Below are 20,723 nucleotides of genomic sequence, written 5' to 3'. Positions count from 1 at the left end.
TTCCGCTCACAAAAGGCTCGGCTGTTCCGGGCTTGCCTTGTCATATGCCTTGCCGCCCGCCCGCTCAACCCGCGCATCGACGGGCCCGTCGCGGAAGTGGAGCGTGATGGCGCCCGCCGTGCGCGCCGCCGCGCTGGTGGTGACGACGGCGCCCGAGGGCCGCGCCGAGACGCGGACATAGCCGCGCTCCAGCAATTTGTCGGGATTGAGCGATTCGGCCAGTCGCCAGGTCCGGTCGAGCCGGGTCCGCGCATCCTCCAGCCGGCGCTCCAGCACCGACAGCCGCAGCGCCCCGGCCGAACGATCGAGCACGCCGCGCGCCAGCGTCACGCGCCGTTCCAGCCCGCGATCGAGCCGCGCGCCGAGATCGTCGGCGCGCTGGCGCTGCGGACCGAGCAGCGCGTCGCGCTTCGGAATCACCCGCACCAGCGCGTCGAGCCGTTCGCGCCCGCGTTCGTGATAGCGCCGCGCGCAGCGTTCGGTCCGCTGGCCCATCGCGGCGAGCGTCAGCCGCAGATCGGCGAGCACCGGCACCGCCATCTCGGCGGCGGCGGTCGGCGTCGGGGCGCGCAGGTCGGCGGCGAAATCGGCCAGCGTCGTATCGGTCTCGTGCCCGACCGCCGAGATGATCGGGATCGAGCAGGCAGCGATGGCGCGCACCACCACTTCCTCGTTGAACGCCCAGAGGTCCTCGATCGAGCCGCCGCCGCGCGCGACGATGACGAGGTCGGGGCGCGGCACCGGCCCGCCCGGCTGGATCGCGTCGAACCCGCGCAGCGCCGCCGCGACCTCGGCCGCGGCGGCGTCGCCCTGTACCTTGACCGGCCAGACCAGCACATGAGTCGGGCAGCGATCCTCGAGCCGGTGCAGGATGTCGCGGATCACGGCACCGGTTGGCGAGGTGATGACCCCGATCACCCGGGGCAGATAGGGCAGCACCTTCTTGCGCGCATTGTCGAACAGCCCCTCGGCGGCGAGCCCGGCCTTGAGCTTCTCCAGCAGCGCCATCAGCGCGCCCTCGCCCGCCAGCTCCATGCGCTCGATCACGATCTGGTATTTGGAGCGGCCGGGATAGGTGGTGACCTTGCCGGTCGCGATCACTTCGATCCCGTCCTGCGGCTGGAACGGGATCAGCGCGATCTGGCCCTTCCAGATCACGCCGTCGATCACCGCGCTGTCATCCTTCAGGCTGAGATAGGCATGGCCCGAGGCGACGCGCTTGTAGCCTGAAATCTCGCCGCGCAGCCGGACATGGCCAAACTCGCCCTCGACGACGCGCTTGAGCTTCAGCGCCAGTTCGCCCACGCCGAGCGGCGCGGCGTTGTCGCCCGGCATCTGCTCGGCTACGAGCCGCCCGGTCTTGTCGTCGAGATCGTCGTAAAAGGGGTCGGTCATGAATGTCCTGCTGATCGGCTCCGGTGGCCGTGAACATGCGCTCGCGTGGCGCCTCGCGCAATCGCCGCGCCTCGGCAAGCTGTTTGCGGCGCCCGGCAATCCGGGCATCTCCGAGCATGCCGACCTGGCCGATCTCGACCCGGCGGATCACCGTGCGGTGATCGATTTCTGCCACCGCCAATCGATCGGCCTGGTCGTGATCGGGCCCGAAGCGCCACTGGTCGACGGGCTTGGCGACAATATCCGGATGATGGGCATTCCAGTGTTCGGCCCGAACAAGGCGGCGGCCCAGCTCGAAGGATCGAAGGGCTTCACCAAGGATCTGTGCAAGCGGGCGAAGATCCCGACCGCCGGCTATGTCCGCGTCACCTCGCGCGACGGAGCGCAGGCGGCACTCGGCGAGTTCGGCCTGCCCGTGGTGGTGAAGGCAGACGGCCTCGCCGCCGGCAAGGGCGTGACGGTCGCGACCACCCGCGCCGAGGCCGAGGCAGCACTCGACGAGCTGTTCGCGGTGCGCGGCGCCGAAGCCGTCATCGAGGAATTCCTCGACGGCGAGGAAGCCAGCCTGTTCGTGCTCGCCGACGGCGAGGCTATCCTGGTGTTCGGATCGGCCCAGGACCACAAGCGTGTCGGCGACGGCGATACCGGCCCCAATACCGGCGGGATGGGCGCGTACAGCCCGGCGCGCGTGCTGACGCCCGAACTGGAGCAGCAGGCGATCGACGCAATCATCCTGCCCACCGTGGCGGCGATGAAGGCGGCCGGCATGCCCTTTTCGGGCGTGCTGTTCGCAGGGCTGATGCTCACCGCCGACGGGCCCAAGCTGATCGAATATAATGCCCGCTTCGGCGACCCCGAATGCCAGGTGCTGATGACCCGGCTCGAGGACGACCTGCTTGAGCTGATGCTCGACACCGCCGAAGGGCGGCTGGCCGGTCGCGCGCCGTTGCGCTTCTCGCCCGATACCGCGCTGACCGTGGTGATGGCGGCCAGGGGCTATCCCGGCACGCCCGAGACCGGCGGCGCCATTGCCGGGATCGATGCCGCCGAGGCGCTCGGCGCGCGGGTGTTCCAGGCGGGCACGCGTCTCGACCGCGGGAAGCTGGTCGCCTCAGGTGGGCGTGTTCTGGCGGTCACTGCGACCGGCCCCGATATCGCGACCGCCCAGACGGACGCCTATCGCGCCGTCGATGCGATCGATTTCCCGACCGGTTTCTGCCGCCGCGACATCGGCTGGCGCGAGATCGCCCGAACCCGCTGATTCCGGGTCGCATCGCCCCAGGCCTCGGCGAGGAGAATGCGTCACCTGTTCCACCTGTTATTTCGACGAAATTTTTTTCTCACCTGTTATGTTGGATTCCGATCCTTCTTTTGTGGTGATGTTTCAGACTGTTACTGCCCAAGCACCTGTTACTGAATAACAGGTCGGAAACAGGTCGATAACAGGTGGCACGGCCGGTAATTGGTTCGAGCGGATCTCCTGCAATCTTCAACTGAGAAAGAGCGGGACGTACCTGACAAGGGCGTCGTCCAAATTCACGCTGCCATGATTCGCTGCGATGTTGAATCGACGCGCCACACCATTCTCTCGGCTGGCTTGGCAACAGTTATATTATGTTATACCATTACATCATTGGAGAGAAGATAAGGGAGAGAGTCGATGAGGTTTCGTCCCGCTATCGCTTCCGGATCGATCAGCCTGTTGCTCACGGCAGGATTGATCAGTCTGTTGATCACATCGTTGTCGCAACCGCCGGTGCGGAAGCTTACCGAAGCGCTTCGATCGATGGATGTCATGGAGCCCATGCCGCCGCCGGTCGAGCCGACATCCTCATTCAACAGGGCGCCGCCCGCCATGATGCTGGCGCTGCCGTCCTCCCCCACCGCGCCTTATGGTGCGCCCGGCAACACCGAACGCTATGACGGCCGGCCCGTCGCCCCGATCCAGCGCGTCTCGACCAACCCCGTCTCCACCTTCTCGGTCGATGTCGACACCGGCTCCTATGCCAATGTCCGACGCTTTCTGAACCATGGCGAAGCCCCGCCGCCCGAGGCCGTGCGCACCGAGGAGATGATCAATTATTTCCGCTATGACTATCCGCGCCCGACCGATCGCGCCCAGCCGTTCAGCGTGACGACCAATGTCTCGACCACGCCGTGGAACCGGGAATCGCGGCTGCTCCGCATCGGGCTGCGTGCCTGGGACGTGACCACCGCCGCGCGGCCCCGCGCCAACCTGGTCTTCCTCGTCGATGTATCGGGGTCGATGGAGGATGCCGACAAGCTGCCCCTGGTCAAGGCGGCGCTGACCGGGCTCGCCGACCGGCTCCGCCCCGACGATCGGGTTTCGATCATCGTCTATGCGGGCAATGCGGGCATGGTGCTGAAGCCCACGGCCAACAAGAATGCGGTGAAGGCAGCGCTCACGCGCCTGGAGGCCGGCGGATCCACAGCGGGCGCCGCAGGCATCCAGCTCGCCTATGACACCGCCCGGTCCAGCTTCATGAAGGACGGCGTCAACCGTATCTTCCTGGCGACCGACGGCGATTTCAACGTCGGGATCAGCGACACGAGGGCGCTCGAGGCCCTGGTCAAGTCCAACCGCGACGACGGCATCACCCTCACCACGCTCGGCTTCGGCGAAGGCAATTACAACGAGGCGATGATGGAGCACATCGCCGATCTCGGAAATGGCAATTACGCCTATATCGACAGTGCGACGGAAGCGGGGAAAGTGCTCGACGAGCAATTGTCCGCGACGCTCGTCACCGTCGCCAAGGACGTGAAGGTGCAGGTCGAGTTCAACCCGGCCGAGGTGAAGCAATATCGCCTGATCGGTTATGAGAACCGCGCTTTGGCCGAAGAGGATTTCAACAACGATTCGGTCGACGCGGGCGATATCGGCGCCGGGCACCAGGTGACCGCGCTGTACGAAGTGATGCCGGCCAGCGCGAAGGGCTGGGCCGACGAGCGGCGCTATGCCCAAAAGCGCACCGCTGCCGCAGGAAGCGGCACCGAGCTGGGCTTCGTCAAGCTGCGCTACAAGCTGCCGGACGGGAAGCAATCGCGGCTGGTCACCCGCGCGGTCCCCGCCAGCCTGATGCGGAACGCCGCCGCACCGGCCGGCGACATGGCGTTCGTCGCGGCGGTCGCCGCCTATGGTCAGAGACTGCGCGGCGACAATTTTCTCGGCAGCTTCAGCCTGGCCGATGCACGCGCGCTGGCGGGCATCCAGCAGGACATCTGGCGGCAGGAATTCGTCAGGCTGACCCGCCTTGCCGACAGGAAGCGCGCGGGCGACTGACGATCCGGTGGCGTTGCCCGGCCATCCTGCGATAGGGATGGGCGGCAACCCACGGAGCCGAAGCATGGAAACGACCGCCCCCCTGATCCTGATCGCGCTGCTCGCGATCGTCGTGATCGCCGGCATCATCTGGGGTATCAAGCTCCGGCGCGAGCGCCGCGCCGCCGACGATATCGTCACCAAGAACCGCGCCGCGGCCGAACAGGGCTCGCCCGGATCGACCGTGCCGCCTGCTGTCGTGCCCAGCCCGCCGCCGCTCGCCGACGAGCCGATCGTGGCGGCCGCCGCGTTCGATGCGACGCCCGCCTCGATCGCGGTGGAGATGGCCGAACCGGTAGCCGAACCTGCCCCGGCTCCCGCACCGGCACCTGCCTCCGCCGACCTGACTCAGCTCAAGGGGCTCGGCCCCAAGCTGGTCGCCACCCTGGCGGAGCTCGGCATCACCCGGATCGACCAGATCGCCGCGCTGACCCCCGAGGAGGCGCAGGATCTCGACGCGCGGCTGGGCAATTTCCGCGGCCGGCTGGCGCGCGACCGCTGGATCGAGCAGGCCCGCCTGCTCGCCGCGGGCGACCGCGCGGCCTATGAAGCCGAGTTCGGCAAGCTGGGTTAGAACAAGATAAATTCAGGTCGACCCGTTCATCCACTCGTCCGTTCGTCTTGAGAGACAGGTGGTGCCGCCCGGAACGGTGCCTCGATACGAGCCCTCGATACGCGCCTGCGGCGCTACTCGGTCTCTACTCGGCACGAACGGACGAGGAGACGGGCAGCCCAGCTGAAAGCCTTCCCGGCCTAGCGCTTCTTCTTCGCCTCGCTGACCAGCAGCTTGTCGATGCGCCGGCCATCGAGATCGACCACTTCGAATTTCCAGCCCTGCTCGATGAAGCTTTCGCCCTCGCCCGGCAGGTGGCGGAACACCGCGAGCGCGAGGCCGGCGACGGTCGCATAGTCGCGATCCTCGGGCAGATCGATGCCGAGCCGTTCGGCCAGCGCATCGACCGCCATCTGCCCCGCGACGAGCAGCGACCCGTCGTCGCGCTCGACCACCGACGGCGCTTCGTCCGGATCGGTGTCCGACGCGAACTCACCGGCGATTGCCGCGAGCAGATCGGCGGGCGTCACGATGCCTTCGAAATGGCCGTACTCGTCATGGATCAGCGCCATCGGGACTTCGGCCTGGCGCAGGGCATCGAGCGCGTCCATCGCGTCGATCTGGTCGATCACTACCGGCGCCTGGCGCATCAGCACGCGCAGATCGAGCGGCTCGCCCTTGAACAGCGCCACCGCGATGTCGCGCGCCTGGACCACGCCGATCACCGCATCGACCGATCCGTCGGCGACCGGCATGCGACTGTGCGACGCCGCCATCAGCGCGGCGCGGATGCCGGCATCGTCGAGCGTCGCGTCGATCCATTCGACATCGGTGCGCGGCGTCATCACTTCGCGTACCGGCCGGTCGGCCAGGCGGACGACGCCCGAGATGATCGAGCGCTCATGTTCCTCGATCACGCCCGACTTGCTGGCCTCGGCGACGATCAGATGAAGCTCCTCGGCCGTCACATGATCCTCGGTCTCGCGCTTCAGCCCCATCAGGCGGAACAGCGCGCCGCTCGACGAATCGAGCAGCCAGACCACCGGGGCGGTGCACCAGGCGAGAGTCAGGAGCGGACCCGCCATGAGCGCGGCGATCGGTTCGGGGGCCCGCAGCGCGATCTGCTTCGGTACCAGTTCCCCGACGACGAGCGAGGCATAGGTCGTGATGGCGATGACGATGCCGAAACCGACCGTCTGCGCGATCTCGTCCGACAGGCCGAGAAAGCCGAGGCGCGCCGCCACCGGCCCACCCAGGCTTGCGCCCGAATAGGCACCGGCGAGGATGCCGATCAGCGTGATGCCGATCTGCGTGGTGGAGAGGAACTTGCCGGGATCGGCCGCCAGGGCCAGCGCCGTACGCGCGCCGCGCTTCTTCGCGCGTGCCATCGCCTCGAGCCGCGCCTTGCGCGACGAGACGATCGCCAGCTCCGACATCGCGAAAACGCCGTTCAACACGATCAGCGCGAAGATGATCGCGACGTCGATCCAGGGGAAGGGGGGAAGCGGTGCCATGGCGCGCTCCAAGTCTTTGGCGGGTTTCTCGCGCCTGCACAACCGCCTGTGACACGGAAGTTCGAATCGGAGGCGGAACAAGCGGGCGGCCAGGCGTGTTGAAACGGGGCAAAGCGGCGCCTCAGCGCGCCGCGACAGGGAGAGAATCATGACGCTGTCACATCGGGCGCTCGCCGCCACCGCCCTTGCCGCCCTGATGGCGACGAGCGCCTGCACCACTGACCCGGTCACGGGCGAACGCCGCATCTCCAAGGCGGCGATTGGCGGAATCGGAGGGGCGCTCGGCGGTTATCTGCTCGGCGATATCGTCGGCGGCCGGCACGACCGGACCGAGAAGATCGTCGGCGCCGGCATCGGCGGCATCGCGGGTGCCGGGATCGGCGCCTATATGGACAAGCAGGAACGCGATCTGCGCGCACGCACCGCCGGCACCGATGTGCAGGTGATCCGGCAGGGCGACGACCTGATCCTCAACATCCCGTCGGGCATCAATTTCGCCTATAACAGCGCGGCGGTCGCGCCGCAGTTCCAGCGCACGCTCGATCAGGTCGGGCAGGTGCTCGGCCAATATGACCGCACCTATGTCGATATCTACGGCCATACCGATTCGACCGGCAGCGAAGCCTATAACCAGGACCTGTCGGAACGCCGCGCCGGATCGGTCGCCGACTATCTCGAGACGCGCGGCGTGAAGTCGGCGCGAATCGGCATCCGCGGTTTCGGCGAGCTGCAGCCGATCGCCTCGAACGATACCGAGGCAGGTCGCGCGGCGAATCGGCGCGTGGAGATCAAGATCGTGCCGATCTCCGAGAGCGATGTGCGGTAAAAGACTGCCTCTCCCGCCCGGTAGAGGCCGAGAACCGTCTTTCGAGAAGGGAGAGGGCTCGGTCGGAACCGGTCGTGAGGCTCGAACTGGCCGTTCCGACCGAGCCCTCTCCCTCGCTGCTGATCATCGCCCTCTCCCGAAAGGGAGAGGGCGATGATCAGCGACGTGCCGCGAAGAAATCCCTGAGCAGCGTGGCCGCCTCGCCTTCGCCGATCCCGGGATAGATTTCGGGCCGGTGGTGCACGGTCGGCTGGGCGAACAGCCGCGGGCCATGTTCGACCGCCCCGCCCTTGGGGTCGCCGGCGCCGTAATAGAGGCGCGCGATGCGGGCATGGGCGATGGCGCCCGCGCACATCGCGCAGGGCTCGAGCGTCACCCACAGATCGCAATCGGACAGGCGATCGCCGCCGATCGCCTCGGCCGCCGCGCGAATCGCCAGCATCTCGGCATGGGCGGTGGGATCGTGAAGCGCGCGCGGCGCGTTGGCCGCGACCGCCAGGATCTTTCCATCACAGACGATCGCTGCGCCGACGGGCACTTCCCCGGCGGCAGCAGCCTGGGCGGCGGCGTCGAGCGCGGCGCGCATCGGGGCAGGAATCGGGAACATGCCGCCCCTTTGCCTCAGCATCGCCGCCCGGGCCAGCCCGGCGGCGATGCTCAAGGGGCGCCGACGCTTACCGCGCGGTGTTGGTCGACGCGTCGACGGGCTTGTTCACATTCACCGTCGGCACGCTGATCGTCTTCTCCACGGTGGTGACCTTCGGCACCTCGATCGTCTTGTTCGCGGTGCCGACGCTCACGGTCGCGACATTGGCATCGACCGTTGGCGCGGCGCCCCCATTGACGCTGACCTGGGGCAGCGAGCCCGGCGTGGTCTTGAGCGTCAACAGGCCGAGCGACAACATCACGACGACGACGACGGCGGCGATTCCAACCAGAGCTAACAAGGCGCGCATTGGCATTCTCCAAAAACGAGGCAATCGAATCGATACCGTAATCAACTGACGGGGGCGCACTAGGTTGCATCGGCGCATCAGGATGCACGGGAATGCCTGAATCGGTTGACGCATCGTCCCGTTGCGGCTATCCGCGCCGCCTTTACGGGACCAGCCAGCACGGTCTGGCCGAAACTCAGGAATACGACTCATGTCGCGCATTTGCGAACTGACCGGCAAGGGCCGGCTGGTGGGAAACAACGTCTCCCACGCCAACAACAAGACCAAGCGTACCTTTCTGCCGAATCTGCAGAACGTCACGCTGATGTCCGAAGCGCTGGGCACCAGCGTCAAGCTGCGCGTCTCCACGCACGGCCTGCGCTCGGTCGAGCATGTCGGCGGCCTCGACAACTGGCTGGTCAAGACCTCGGACGACAAGCTGTCGCTTCGTGCCCGTCGCCTGAAGCGCGACGTCCGCAAGAAGCTTGGCACCGTCGCGGTGGCCGCTTAACCTTTTCGATCGAATCGAAAAACGCCGGCCTGCTTCCCCTCGGGGAGCGGGCCCGTTGCGTTTCAGCCCAGCCCCCCGTCGAATCGGGGCGGCCGACTCGGGGTCGGCAAATCGGGCTCGAGCCTGAACTTGAGCAACAGGCTGCGCTGCAGGAACAGCTTATTGTCGTCGGACACGATCCAGACGATCGTCGCCTTGCCCTCCCGCGTCACCGCCATCCCTTCGAAATTATCGTGGACCATCGGGCTGGCCAACGTCGCGATCTCGCGTCCGCGCACGACAGCGCCCGGGCGAATCGCCCGTGAATCGATCAGGACCAGCTTGGTCGAAAAGGCGAACGGGACCGCGAATCGACGGTTGAGCACGAGCAGCCTGCCATCGGGCAGCACCGCCATGTCGCTCGGATCATAATGGGCCGGCGGGATATAGCTGAAACGAAAGCCGCGATCGGGCCGGTCGGTCGGATCGCCCGAGAAATGAATCGCCGCCCTGCCCTTGCGGCCCGGCCAGGACTCCCGCTCCCCGATCACGATGAATCCGCCATCGGGCAGCCGCGTCATGGCCTCCGCCCCCGAATTGACCGGCCAGTCGGCCATGGCGCGCGGAACGGCATGCGCCTCGCCCCGCGCCAGCCCCGGTGCAAAGCGCCAGATCGCGTTCGCCCGCTCGAACCCGACCCAGAGCCGGCCGGTGATCGGGTCGGCCGTCATCGATTCGCTGTCGCGGTCTTCCTTCAGCCAACCAGTACCGGGCCCGGCAGCAAGATTGGCAAAGGATCGCTCGCTCAGGCGCCCATGCGAATCCAGGCGGAAGCGCACCACATTGCCGCCGTCGCTGAGCAGGGTGACGCGATCGCCCAGGACCGCCATCGCCGAGAACCCGCCAAAGGCCGGGTCAGGGCTCGTCAGTTCCACGCCGCCGAGCCAGGTCAACTGTCCCACGCGGTTCAGTGCGGGATTTGCCGGGTCCAGGGAAACGCGCTTTGCTTCGAACGCCGGGTCGCCGCCGAGCAGGGCCAGCCTCTTTTCCCCCATCCATGGCGGCGTCAGGAACAGCAGCAGCAGGACGGAAGTGAGGATGCGCATCGCCGCCGCCCTGATCGACCCGGCGCACCGGCGCAACCGCGATCGGCACCTGAACGTCCGCTAACGACTCCATTCAGGACGAGCTCAAACCGACTCACCCATAAGGGCTCCAACGACACGGCATTCAGAGGAGACTCGCCATGTTCAAGAAACTTTCCCTGGCCGGTGCGGCCCTCGCGATGAGTGCCACCGCCCTGATCCCCGCGACGCCCGCCGCCGCGCAGAATTACGACCGCCATTATCGCGGCGACCGCTACGACAACCGTTACGACAATGGCTATCGCGATTACGATCGCGGCTATCGCGACGATCGCGGCTACGACAATCGCCGGAGCTATCGCGGCTATAACCGCAGCTACCGCGCGCGCTGCAACAACGACACCGGCACGGTGGTCGGCGCGATCGCCGGCGGCCTGCTCGGCAACACCGTCGCCGGCCGTGGCGACCGCCTGCTGGGCACGGTGCTCGGTGCCGGTGCCGGCGCGCTCGCCGGCCGCGCGATCGATCGCTCGGACGATCCGCGCTACTGCCGCCGCTAACGGAATCCCTCGCGTGGTGTAACGAGGGCGAGGGCCGGTGCCGGAAGGTGCCGGCCCTCAACTTTTGGGGGTGCCGGGTCCAGGCATCTGACCGGCACCTGATCGTAACTGCCCGCTGGAAGTCCCTTGTGTTCCCGCGAACAAGAAGCGCGCGCCGGCGGCAAAGCCGCCGTCGGTCGGGTTGGGCGAGCCCACCCGCCGGCCGTGCCGGGCGCTGCGCTTCGCGCATCGGGGTCGTCGTAACGACCCCTGCGCCCGTCAGTACATATGTTGCCCGCCATTGATCGACAGCGTCGACCCCGTCACGAACCCGCCTTCCTCCGAACACAGGAAGGCAACGCCCCGCGCGATCTCGTGGGCCTGGCCGAGCCGCCCTACCGGAATCTTCGCCACGATCTTCTCCAGCACATCGGCCGGCACCGCCGCCACCATGTCGGTGTCGATATAGCCTGGCGCGATCGCGTTGACCGTCACCCCGGCGCGCGCGCCTTCCTGCGCCAGCGCCTTGGTGAAGCCGTGAATGCCCGATTTCGCGGCGGCATAGTTCACCTGGCCATATTGGCCGGCCTGGCCGTTGATCGACCCGATATTGACGATCCGCCCCCATTTGCGCTCGCGCATGCCGGGGAACACCGCCTTGGCCATGTTGAAGCAGCCACCCAGATTGGTGTCCATGACTTCCTTCCACATCTGGTAGGTCATCTTCAGGATCGTGCCGTCGCGGGTGATGCCGGCATTGTTGACCACGACGTCGACCGGCCCGAGCTCCTCGGCGACTCTGGCGCAGCCCTCCTGGCAGGCATCGTAATCGCCCACGTCCCACTTGTACGCGGCGATGCCGGTGCGTTCGGTGAACTCCCGGGCGCGCTCGTCATTGCCGGCGTAATTGGCCGCGACGGTCATCCCCATGTCCTTGAGCGCGAGGCTGATCGCCTCGCCGATTCCTCGGGTGCCGCCGGTGACGATCGCGACGCGTGCCATATAGATCTCCTGGGGTTCAGATACCGTGGCGGAGGCTAGGCGGGCCGGTTCCAGCCTTCAAGCTCCCGTTGCAGCAATGTGCGCAACATTTCCATGCCCACCGCGCTGTCGTTGAGGCAGGGCAGATAGGCGAAATCGGTCCCGCCCGCCGCCAGGAAGCTCTCCCGCCCGCGGATATTCAGTTCCTCCAGCGTCTCCAGACAGTCGGCGGAGAAGCCCGGCGAGACGATCGCGACCTTCATCACGCCCTTGGCCGGCAATGCCTCGAGCGTGCGGTCCGTCGCGGGTTCGAGCCATTTGGCCCGGCCGAAGCGCGACTGGAACGCGACGATCAGCTCACGCCCCATGGCCTCGCCCAGCAACCGCGCCGTCTTGCGGCAGTGGCAATGATAGGGATCGCCCAGCTCGAGCGTGCGCTGCGGCATGCCGTGGAAGCTGGCGACGATCGCCTGGGGTTCGAAATCGAGCGCGGCGAGCGACGCCTCGACCGACGCCTTGAGCGCGGCGATATAGGCCGGATCGTCATGATAGGGCGGCAGGGTGCGGATCGCCGGCTGCCAGCGCATGCCGGCAAGGACCGAAAAGGCCTTGTCGTTCGCAGTCGCCGTCGTTGCTGCGCAATATTGCGGATAAAGCGGCGCCAGCAGGATCCGCTCGCAGCCCGCGTCCTTCAGCGCTTTCAGCCGATCGGCGATCGCGGGATTGCCGTAGCGCATCGCCCAGTCGACCATCACGTCGGGGCCGAACGCACCCTGAAGCGCCATCGCCTGCGCCCGGGTGATCGCGGCGAGTGGCGAGCCGTCCTCGCGCCAGACCATACCATAGGCATGCGCCGACTTTTTCGGCCGTGTATTCAGGATGATACCGCGCAATATCGGTTGCCACAGGACAGGCGATATCTCCACCACGCGGCGGTCGGAGAGGAATTCGCCCAGATAGCGCTTCACCGCCCCCGCATCCGGCGCGTCGGGCGTGCCAAGGTTGATCAGCAGCACGCCGATCCTGGGCTCGGGAATCGCCGGGTGTGCGGTGGGGAGGGTCATGCTTCGCCGGGCATCAGGGGGAGGGTGCGCATGCGGAAACCCGTAGAGGCCTGGAGCGCATTGGCAATGGCGGGGGCGACCGGCGGCACGCCCAGCTCGCCGACGCCGCCGGGATCGGCCTCGCTGCGGATCATCTCGATCGTGATGTCGGGGGTATCCGCGAGGCGCGGCAGGCCGAGATCGCCGAAGCTGCGGGCATCGCCGACATTCTCGGTGAAGGTCGTGGCGCCGCCCAGCGCCGCCGCCATGCCGAAGATCAGCCCGCCTTCGATCTGCTGGCGCACCACGTCGGGGTTGATCTGGCGCCCACAATCCACCGCCGCGACGATCCGGTCGACCACCGGCCGCTGGCCCTCGTCGATATGCGCCTCGGCCAGCACCGCGATATGGCTGCCGCGGAAGCTGTGACAGGCAATGCCCTGGCCGCTGCCCTGGATGCCGCCTTCCCAGCCGCCAAGCGATGCGGCGGTCGACAGGCACCGCGCCAGCCGCGCATCGCCGCCGAGCATGCCGATGCGGAACGACAGCGGCTCCGTCCCCGCGACATGCGCCAGCTCGTCGAGGAAACATTCCGTGAAGAAGCTGGTATAGCTGTGCGCGCCCGAGCGCCAATGGCCGGTCGGCACGCCGATCTCGGCCGGGTGATGATCGACCGCGTAGGACGGGATGCGGTAGAAGGGCCTGGCCCCGGCGACGGCATAGGCGTCACCCACGCCCGGCAGCGCCAGCGCGGCCCGCGCGGCCTTGTCGGCGCCCATCAGCCGCCCGGCCAGCTCGCGCCCGGTGGTCGGGGCGGCGATCTTGGCAAGCCAGCCGAGGATCTGCCCATTGGGCCCGAGCCGCGCCGACATGCGCGCCGCGGCGGGCGGACGATAGCGGTCATGCGTCAGATCCTCGCTGCGCGACCAGACGAGCTGGACCGGGCGCTTGAGCTTCTCGGCGAGGATCGCTGCCTGTTCGGCGGCGAGATGTTCGAGATTGGCGCCGAACGAGCCGCCGATCAGCATCGGGTGGACGACCACCTTGTCCTCGGCGATGCCGAGCACCGCCGCCGCCGCCGCGCGGGCGAGCCCCGGCGCCTGAGTCGGTAGCCACAATTGCAGCCGGCCGTCGCTGTAATGCGCGGTGGCGGTCATCGTCTCGACCGCGGCATGGACCGCGAGCCCGGCGCGGTATTCGGCGGTGACCAGGCGCGCGCCCTTGAACGCGGCCGAGAGATCGCCCGCGGTCGCCATACGCTCGCCGGGTCCATCGAGCGCCGCGGTCAGAGCATCGTCGATGCTGGTCGAATTGACGATCGCGCCGCGCGTCTCGAAGCGCGGGCGCATCGCCCCCAGCGCCTGGTTCGCCGCCCACCAGTTGTTGGCGATCGCCGCGACCCAATCGTCGTTGGTCGCGACGGACAGCACGCCCCGGATGCGATCGGCGGCGGCAAGATCGACGCTGAGCAGCTTCGTATCGCCGACCGGCCCCTGACGAATCGCGGCGAACACCATGTCGGGCAGGCGGACGTCTCCGGCAAAGTTCGCCGATCCATCGACCTTCGACGGCACGTCGAGCCGGGGCAGCGACTGGCCGAGCAGGCGATTCGTGTCGCCGCTGCGCAGCGGCAGCGGGTTGGGCAGCGATCCGCCGACCGCCTCGGCGGCGAGGTCCCCGAAACGCAGCCGGTCGGCGCCGTGGATGACGAAGCCGCCGGCCGTGCCGCAGGCCTGCCAGTCGACCTTCCAGCGCTTCGCCGCCGCCTTGCACAACAGGACGCGCGCGGCGGCCCCGGCATCGCGCAGATCATTCTCGAACGCCCGGATCGACGTCGAGCCGCCGGTCAGCACCAGCGCGGTCCGCGCCGCATGGCCGGAGCGCAGCGGCGCCGGCAGCGCGTCGAACACGCCCTCGAACAGCACGTCCGCCGCCATCGCATTGGCATAGAGCGGGTTGAGCGGCGCCGGCTGCACCGCGACGGTGCGCCAGTCGGCGCCAAGCTCGTCGGCGAGGATCTGCGGCAGGGTGGTATAGACGCCTTGGCCATGTTCGGCCTGCGGCACCGCGACGGTGACATGCCCGTCCGTGCCGATCTTCAGCCAGGCGCCGAAGATCGTCTCGCCCTTCGTCGCGGTGAGGTTCGGCGCGTAGCTGCGCGGCCAGACGCCCCAGGCGACCAGCAGGCCGACGCCAACGCCACCCCCGATCAGCAGCGTGCGCCGGTCGATGTCGGGGAGTGCGTCGCGGACCGCCATCATGCTGCTCTATCGTGCGGCGAGTATTGGGGAAAGGCCCGCCCCCTCACCCGTTCGTTTCGAGCGCAGTCGAGAAACAGCCCCAGGTGCTTTCCAGGGTGTCTCGACTTCGCTCGACACGAACGGAAGGGGAGTCAGGCCGCCGCCTCGGCCGCCGCGATTGCCTGGTATTTGGCCCGTAGCCCGACCTTGTCGATCTTCTCGGTGCCCAGCCGGGGCAGTGGATCGGCCGAGGTCCAGATGCGCTGCGGCACCTTGAATGCGGCGATATGCGCGTAGAGATAGGCGCAGAGCTGGTCGGGCGTCAGTTCCGCGCCGTCGCGATATTTCACGACCGCGCCCGGCACTTCGCCGAAACGCTCGTCCGGCAGGCCGAACACCGCCGCCTCGGCGACGGCGGGATGTTCGTAGATCGCCGCCTCCACTTCCTGGCAGGAGATGTTCTCGCCGCCGCGGATGATGATGTCCTTCTTGCGGTCGACGATGAAGAGATAGCCTTCCTCGTCGAGATAGCCGATGTCCCCGGTCAGGAAATAGCGGTCGGCGGTGAAGGCGGCGGCGGTCGCCTCGGGCCGGTTCCAATATTCCTTGAAGTTCGCGACCGACCGGATCGCCACTTCGCCCCGCTCGCCCGCCGCGACGGGCCGGCCCAGCGCATCGAGGATGGCGAGATCGACCAGGGGCGCCGAGGCGCGGCCGGTCGAATTGGGCTTGGCGAGATAATTGTCGCGCCAGTTGCCGCAGCCGATGCCGTTGGTCTCGGTCAGGCCGTAACCGAGCAACGGCGCGCCGCCGCCCATCTCCTCCTTGATGCGCCGGACATGCTCGACCGGGCGCGGCGCGCCGCCGGCGGCGAAGTCGGTGACGGTCGACAGGTCGTAATTGGGGCGGTTGGGATGAGTCAGGATCTCGAAGCTCATCAGCGGCACGCCGACGAAATAGCTGATCGCCTCGGCCTCGATCAGTCGCATCGCTTCCTCGGCATCCCATTTGGGCATCAGCACCAGCTTGCGGCCCATGGCGAAGCTCTGGAGGAACACCGGCACCTCGGCCGTGACATGGAACAGCGGCACGTTGAGCAGGGTCGCGGGCTGGCCCTGGGGCGGGTTGCCGTCCTTCGTCGCGATACCGAGCATGACCAGCGCCTGGGCGAGATAGTTGAACACGGCTTGCAGCACCGCGCGGTGATCGCTGAGCGCGCCCTTGGACTGGCCGGTCGACCCCGAGGTGAACAGGATCGTCGCATTGTCGTCCTCGCTCAGCGCGGGCAGCGCAACATCGGGTGCGTCGCGGGTGACGGCGTCCATCGCCCTGGCCAGCGGCAGCGCATCGTCGATCTCGACCACCGGCACCGTCATAGCCTCGATCGCCGCGAGCCGCTTCGCGCGGGGCGGATCGGCGAACACCAGGGCGCAGTCGACGTCGGCGATCGCTTCGGCCAGCTCGGCCGATTGCCACCAGCCGTTGAGCAGGGTGGCGACTCCGCCCGCCATGGCGATGCCCATATAGAGCGTGATCCAGGACGGCGAGTTGCGCATCGCGATGCCGACGCGGTCGCCCGTTTTCAGCCCCTTGCCGACCAGGCTCCGCGCCACCTTGTCGGCCTCGGCATGGACCTCGGCGAAGGTCAGCCGTTCCTCGCCCGCGACGAGGAAGGTCTTGTCCCGATGCTCGGCCGAATAATGCGCGAAATAATGCGGCAAGGCGGGCGGCACGGTCGCGATCAGCGGCAGATCGACGCCGTTCAGCGCGATCGTGCCGAGCGCCAGCGGCGCCCCCTCTCCCGTGAGCCCGGCCAGCCCTTCGTCCATTCGGCGGTCAAGCTCGGTGCGCATGCTCTCTCCCCTTGGGTTTGTCGTTACTGGCCTTTATGGAGACGCGAACCCTTGGGGAAAAGCCTTGATCCTGACAACGCTCGCGAGCGCATCGAACCATATCCATTTCGACAGCCTCGGCCTCAAGCCGGTGGCGCTGTCGCTCGGCTTTTTCGACATCAAATGGTATTCGCTCGCCTATATCTCGGGCATCCTGCTCGGCTGGTGGTATCTGCTCAAGCTGATCGCGCAGCCCGGCAGCCCGATGGCGCGGCGCCATGCCGACGATCTGGTGTTCTACGCGACGCTCGGCATCATTCTCGGCGGGCGGCTCGGCTATGCGATCTTCTACGCGCCGTCGATGTTCGCCAATCCGCTGCAGATCCTGAAGCTGTGGGACGGCGGCATGTCCTTCCATGGCGGGATGATCGGCACCTCGCTCGGCATCATCCTGTTCGCGCGGCGGCACAAGCTCGACTGGCTGCGCATCCATGACTATCTCGCCTGCTGCGTGCCCTTCGGCCTGTTCTTCGGACGCCTCGCCAATTTCGTGAACGGCGAGCTGTGGGGCAAGCCGACCGACGTCGCCTGGGCGATCGTCTTCCCGCGCACCGTGGTCGGCGGCCTCGACCCGGCACGCCATCCGAGCCAGCTCTACGAGGCGGGGCTCGAGGGAATCGTGCTGTTCGCGATCCTGTGGTTCGCCTTCTGGCGCACCAAGGCGCGCTACGATCCGGGCAAGCTGGTCGGCCTGTTCCTGCTGTTCTACGGCCTTGCCCGCTTCACCGTGGAATTCTTCCGCGAACCCGATTCGCAGTTCGCCGGGACCTTCTTCGCCACGACGATCCATATGGGCCAGGTGCTGACCCTGCCGATGATCGTCGGCGGCATCTATCTGATCGCGACCTCGCAGAAGCGCCGCCAGCGCGTCGAACCGATCGCGGGGAGCGAGAGCGTCGCGTGATCTTTCTCCCCTCCCGCTTGCGGGAGGGGCCGGGTGAGGGCATGTCGCCACTGAACCAATGGAACCCACAAGCCCTCCCCTAACCCCTCCCGCAAGCGGGAGGGGAATTGAAGCCCCGCTCGCCGATCGGCTCGCCCGCGCGATAACGCTGGCGGGGCCGATCTCGATCGCCCAGTTCATGTCGGCCGCCAACGCGCATTATTATGCGACGCGCGACCCGCTGGGGACGGCGGGCGACTTCACCACGGCGCCCGAGATCAGCCAGATGTTCGGCGAGCTGATCGGCCTGTGGTGCGCCGATTTGTGGGACCGTGCGGGGCGGCCCGACATCGGATGGGTCGAGCTGGGGCCCGGCCGCGGCACGCTCGCCAGCGATGCGCTGCGCGCAATGGCCAGGGCCGGGCTGACGCCGCCGGCGCATTTCGTCGAGACTAGTCCGACGCTCCGCGCGGCGCAGGCGGAGCGGGTGCCGGACGCGACCTGGCATGACGATGTCTCCACCCTGCCCGGCGACCGGCCGCTGATCGTCGTCGCCAATGAATTCTTCGATGCGCTGCCGATCCGCCAGCTCGTCCGCGCGCTGGACGTGTGGCACGAGCGCTTCGTGGCCTGCCAGGACGTGCTGTTCCTGCCGATCGCGGGCAAGCCGGTGCCGGGCGAGATCATTCCCGAGGCACTGCGCGACGCGCCGCCGGGCTCCGTGATCGAGACCTCGCCCGCCAGCGTCGCGGTGATGCGCGCGCTGGCCTCGACGATCGCGCGGCAGGGCGGCGCTATGCTGGCGATCGATTATGGCTATGAGGGGCCCGCGATCGGCGACACGCTCCAGGCAGTGCGCGGCCACCGTTTCGCCAATCCGTTCGATGCCCCGGGAGAGCAGGACCTGACCGCCCATGTCGATTTCGCGACGCTTGCCGCCGCCGCCCGAATCGAGGGCGTTTCCGCTTATGGCCCGATCGGCCAGGGCGCGTTGCTGACCGCGCTCGGCGTGGACGCGCGCGCCGCCGCGCTCGCCAAGGCCTCGCCCGACCGCGCCGAGTCGATTGCGGCCGATCGCGCGCGGCTGACCGTCGCGATGGGCAGCCTGTTCAAGGCGCTGGCGGTCACCGGCCCCGAATGGCCGATTCCGGCGGCTTTCGCATGATCACTTATCGCGATGCCCGGACGATCGACGGCCCGGCGCTGTCCGCCATGGCGCGGCGCTCCTTCACCGAGACTTTCGGCAATCTCTATCGCCAGTCGGATCTCGCGGCGTTCCTCGACGATGCTTTCGGGGCGAATGGCCTGCCCTCGCAATTGTCCGATCCCGACTTCACCGTGCGGCTGGCGCTGGAGGACGGGAAGATCATCGGCTTCGCCAAGATGGGGCCGGTGACCTTTCCCGGCGAATGGCGGCCCGACGCGATCGAGCTCTATCAATTCTATGTGCTCGGCCCCTGGCAGGGCCAGGGCGTCGCGCCCGAGCTGATGGACTGGGCGCTCCAGCATTCACGCGATCACGGCGCGAAGGAGATCATCCTCAGCGTCTATGTCGACAATCACCGCGCCCGGCGTTTCTACGAGCGCTACGGTTTCCAGGAGATCGGCCGCTACGCCTTCCGGGTCGGCGAGACGATCGACGACGACCGCATCATGCGGCTGGTGCTGTGACGATCAGCTATCGCACTCCGGGCGAAGCGGACGGCCCGGCGCTGTCGGCGATGGCGCGCCAGGCGTTCGTCGACAGCTTCACCTCGGTGATCGATCCCGAGCCGCTCGCCATCTATCTGGAGCAGGCCTATGGCCCCGCCGGCCAGATGCAGCGCGACCTCGGCGACCCCGCGATCGACTGGCGCGCCGCCTATCTCGACGGCGTGCCGGCGGGCTATATCAAGCTCTCGGCGATGACTCTGCCGTTCGAGGCAGCACATCCGGACGCGATGGAATTACGCCAGCTCTATGTCGTCGAAGCCTGCAAGGGCCGGGGCGTGGCCGATGCGCTGACCGAATGGCTGATCGACACGGCGCGGTCGCGCGGCGCGCCGGAAATCTACCTCGCGGTGTTCGACCATAACCAGCGCGCCAAGAGATTCTATGCGCGGCACGGCTTTGCCGAGGTCGGGCGCTGCGATTTCGTCACCGGGCCGCAGGTCCATGACGACCGGATCTGGCGGCGCTCGCTATGAGCGTCGAGGTCATCCGGGCCAAGACGCTCGACGGCGTCGCGCATGGCTTTCTCGGGCGGCGTGGCGGCGTCTCGACCGGGCTGTATGCCGGGCTCAATGTCGGGATCGGATCGGACGACGATGCCGAGATCGTGGCGGAGAATCGCCGGCGCGCGAGCGAGGCCGTGTTGCCCGGCGCGCGGCTCCTGACGCTGTACCAGACTCATTCCGCCGATGTCGTCCGCGCGCTGACCGCGTTCGACGACCGTCCGTCGGGCGACGCGCTGGTGACCGAACGGCCGGGCCTGGCGCTGGGCATCCTGACCGCGGACTGCGCGCCGGTGCTGCTGGCCGATCGCGAGGCCGGCGTGGTCGGCGCGGCGCATGCCGGCTGGAAGGGCGCGATCGGCGGCGTGACCGATGCGACGATCGCGGCCATGGAGAAGATCGGCGCGCGGCGCGAGCGCATCGCCGCCGCGGTCGGCCCGTGCATCGCCCGGTCGAGCTATGAGGTCGACGATGCGTTCGCCCGGCGCTTCGAGAGCGACGACCCCGCCAATGAGCGTTTCTTCGCGCCCGGCAAGCCCGGCCATCACCAGTTCGACCTCGAAGCCTATGTCGCGCACCGCCTCGCCAGGGCCGGGCTCACCCGCATCGAGATGCTCGGTCTCGACACCTATGGCGATGCGGACCGTTTCTTCAGCTTCCGCCGCGCGACTCATCGAGGCGAGCCGGGTTATGGCCGGCAGATCTCGATCATCGGCATCGCCGGCTGACCTTCGCCTTTCGTCCAACACTCAGGCTGTTTTTCCGGCAGCTTTTTTCTTCCGCTGTTATGT

At 67.7% G+C, this 20,723-nt stretch carries 21 protein-coding genes; 11 read left to right on the top strand and 10 right to left on the bottom strand.

The features are described from left to right. Nucleotides 1–6: 6 nt before the first annotated feature. Entirely contained in the window at nucleotides 7–1,395 is a 1,389-nt protein-coding gene (xseA, locus tag AC1DX5_RS13325; protein ID WP_478015926.1) for an exodeoxyribonuclease VII large subunit, read from the bottom strand. On the opposite strand from xseA, the gene purD reads away from it, so the two are divergent. Further along, on the top strand, nucleotides 1,394–2,656 hold the full coding sequence (purD, locus tag AC1DX5_RS13320; RefSeq protein ID WP_478015924.1) for a phosphoribosylamine--glycine ligase: 1,263 nt from the start codon (nucleotides 1,394–1,396) through the stop codon (nucleotides 2,654–2,656). The two genes, xseA and purD, sit on opposite strands and share 2 nt — an antisense overlap. A 356-nt stretch (nucleotides 2,657–3,012) precedes the next feature. On the opposite strand, the gene AC1DX5_RS13315 is transcribed toward purD, so the two are convergent. Continuing rightward, nucleotides 3,013–3,252, bottom strand: coding sequence for a hypothetical protein (locus AC1DX5_RS13315; protein ID WP_478015922.1), 240 nt, complete (start codon nucleotides 3,250–3,252; stop codon nucleotides 3,013–3,015). Between AC1DX5_RS13315 and AC1DX5_RS13310 the strand changes: the two genes are divergently transcribed. Together AC1DX5_RS13310 and AC1DX5_RS13305 are read left to right on the top strand one after the other, a co-directional pair. Beyond that, nucleotides 3,251–4,699, top strand: a complete 1,449-nt coding sequence (locus tag AC1DX5_RS13310; protein WP_478015920.1) for a vWA domain-containing protein — start codon at nucleotides 3,251–3,253, stop codon at nucleotides 4,697–4,699. The two genes, AC1DX5_RS13315 and AC1DX5_RS13310, sit on opposite strands and share 2 nt — an antisense overlap. Before the next feature lie 64 nt (nucleotides 4,700–4,763). Beyond that, complete coding sequence (locus tag AC1DX5_RS13305; RefSeq protein ID WP_478015919.1) at nucleotides 4,764–5,312, top strand: helix-hairpin-helix domain-containing protein; 549 nt, start codon at nucleotides 4,764–4,766, stop codon at nucleotides 5,310–5,312. A gap of 179 nt (nucleotides 5,313–5,491) precedes the next feature. Here AC1DX5_RS13305 and AC1DX5_RS13300 read toward each other — a convergent pair whose 3' ends face one another. Continuing rightward, nucleotides 5,492–6,805, bottom strand: a complete 1,314-nt coding sequence (locus AC1DX5_RS13300) for a hemolysin family protein (RefSeq protein WP_465171530.1) — start codon at nucleotides 6,803–6,805, stop codon at nucleotides 5,492–5,494. Nucleotides 6,806–6,953: 148 nt separating this feature from the next. On the opposite strand from AC1DX5_RS13300, the gene AC1DX5_RS13295 reads away from it, so the two are divergent. Further along, nucleotides 6,954–7,631 carry a YiaD family glycine zipper/OmpA-like lipoprotein gene (locus tag AC1DX5_RS13295; protein WP_465171529.1) on the top strand — a complete coding sequence of 226 codons (678 nt, stop codon included), beginning with the start codon at nucleotides 6,954–6,956 and terminating at the stop codon, nucleotides 7,629–7,631. A 157-nt stretch (nucleotides 7,632–7,788) separates the two neighbouring features. Here the strand turns inward: AC1DX5_RS13295 and AC1DX5_RS13290 are convergent, their stop codons facing one another. Together AC1DX5_RS13290 and AC1DX5_RS13285 are read right to left on the bottom strand one after the other, a co-directional pair. Next, nucleotides 7,789–8,217, bottom strand: coding sequence for a nucleoside deaminase (locus tag AC1DX5_RS13290; protein ID WP_465174031.1), 429 nt, complete (start codon nucleotides 8,215–8,217; stop codon nucleotides 7,789–7,791). 88 nt (nucleotides 8,218–8,305) lie between these two features. Continuing rightward, nucleotides 8,306–8,587 carry a hypothetical protein gene (locus tag AC1DX5_RS13285; protein ID WP_465171528.1) on the bottom strand — a complete coding sequence of 94 codons (282 nt, stop codon included), beginning with the start codon at nucleotides 8,585–8,587 and terminating at the stop codon, nucleotides 8,306–8,308. Between the two features lie 190 nt (nucleotides 8,588–8,777). Between AC1DX5_RS13285 and rpmB the strand changes: the two genes are divergently transcribed. Further along, the gene (gene rpmB / locus AC1DX5_RS13280) at nucleotides 8,778–9,077 is read left to right on the top strand and encodes a 50S ribosomal protein L28 (RefSeq protein WP_272624386.1); all 300 of its coding nucleotides are present in this window, start codon (nucleotides 8,778–8,780) and stop codon (nucleotides 9,075–9,077) included. A gap of 62 nt (nucleotides 9,078–9,139) precedes the next feature. Here rpmB and AC1DX5_RS13275 read toward each other — a convergent pair whose 3' ends face one another. After that, on the bottom strand, nucleotides 9,140–10,162 hold the full coding sequence (locus tag AC1DX5_RS13275; RefSeq protein WP_478015917.1) for an esterase-like activity of phytase family protein: 1,023 nt from the start codon (nucleotides 10,160–10,162) through the stop codon (nucleotides 9,140–9,142). A gap of 140 nt (nucleotides 10,163–10,302) precedes the next feature. Here AC1DX5_RS13275 and AC1DX5_RS13270 point away from each other — a divergent pair, with 140 nt between their 5' ends. After that, nucleotides 10,303–10,701, top strand: coding sequence for a glycine zipper 2TM domain-containing protein (locus AC1DX5_RS13270; protein WP_465171526.1), 399 nt, complete (start codon nucleotides 10,303–10,305; stop codon nucleotides 10,699–10,701). Between the two features lie 258 nt (nucleotides 10,702–10,959). Here the strand turns inward: AC1DX5_RS13270 and phbB are convergent, their stop codons facing one another. The 4 genes from phbB to AC1DX5_RS13250 form a co-directional block, all read right to left on the bottom strand. After that, entirely contained in the window at nucleotides 10,960–11,682 is a 723-nt protein-coding gene (phbB, locus tag AC1DX5_RS13265; RefSeq protein ID WP_465171525.1) for an acetoacetyl-CoA reductase, read from the bottom strand. Nucleotides 11,683–11,717: 35 nt separating this feature from the next. Further along, nucleotides 11,718–12,725, bottom strand: coding sequence for a ferrochelatase (gene hemH / locus AC1DX5_RS13260; protein WP_465175474.1), 1,008 nt, complete (start codon nucleotides 12,723–12,725; stop codon nucleotides 11,718–11,720). Continuing rightward, a complete protein-coding gene (locus AC1DX5_RS13255) occupies nucleotides 12,722–14,965 on the bottom strand; it encodes a xanthine dehydrogenase family protein molybdopterin-binding subunit (protein WP_478015915.1) in 2,244 nt (747 codons plus the stop codon). Before AC1DX5_RS13255 ends, hemH begins: the two co-directional genes overlap by 4 nt. Nucleotides 14,966–15,096: 131 nt before the next feature. Then, complete coding sequence (locus AC1DX5_RS13250; RefSeq protein ID WP_478015913.1) at nucleotides 15,097–16,797, bottom strand: class I adenylate-forming enzyme family protein; 1,701 nt, start codon at nucleotides 16,795–16,797, stop codon at nucleotides 15,097–15,099. Nucleotides 16,798–16,861: 64 nt separating this feature from the next. Between AC1DX5_RS13250 and lgt the strand changes: the two genes are divergently transcribed. The 5 genes from lgt to pgeF are packed head-to-tail and all read left to right on the top strand — an operon-like array spanning nucleotide 16,862 to nucleotide 20,660. After that, nucleotides 16,862–17,740, top strand: a complete 879-nt coding sequence (gene lgt, locus AC1DX5_RS13245; protein ID WP_478015911.1) for a prolipoprotein diacylglyceryl transferase — start codon at nucleotides 16,862–16,864, stop codon at nucleotides 17,738–17,740. 58 nt (nucleotides 17,741–17,798) lie between these two features. Beyond that, a complete protein-coding gene (locus AC1DX5_RS13240; protein ID WP_478015909.1) occupies nucleotides 17,799–18,884 on the top strand; it encodes a class I SAM-dependent methyltransferase in 1,086 nt (361 codons plus the stop codon). Continuing rightward, entirely contained in the window at nucleotides 18,881–19,390 is a 510-nt protein-coding gene (locus AC1DX5_RS13235; protein WP_478015907.1) for an N-acetyltransferase family protein, read from the top strand. The genes AC1DX5_RS13240 and AC1DX5_RS13235 overlap by 4 nt, the downstream gene beginning before the upstream one ends. Further along, nucleotides 19,387–19,905 (top strand): GNAT family N-acetyltransferase, encoded by a 519-nt coding sequence (locus AC1DX5_RS13230; protein WP_478015906.1) that lies wholly within the window; start codon nucleotides 19,387–19,389, stop codon nucleotides 19,903–19,905. The genes AC1DX5_RS13235 and AC1DX5_RS13230 overlap by 4 nt, the downstream gene beginning before the upstream one ends. Beyond that, entirely contained in the window at nucleotides 19,902–20,660 is a 759-nt protein-coding gene (gene pgeF, locus AC1DX5_RS13225; RefSeq protein ID WP_478015904.1) for a peptidoglycan editing factor PgeF, read from the top strand. The genes AC1DX5_RS13230 and pgeF overlap by 4 nt, the downstream gene beginning before the upstream one ends. Nucleotides 20,661–20,723: the final 63 nt, after the last annotated feature.

It is taken from the genome of Sphingomonas sp. P2_B6 (assembly GCF_056404755.1).
Note: the sequence above shows the minus strand (reverse complement) of the source record. Positions and strands in the feature narration are given on the sequence as shown.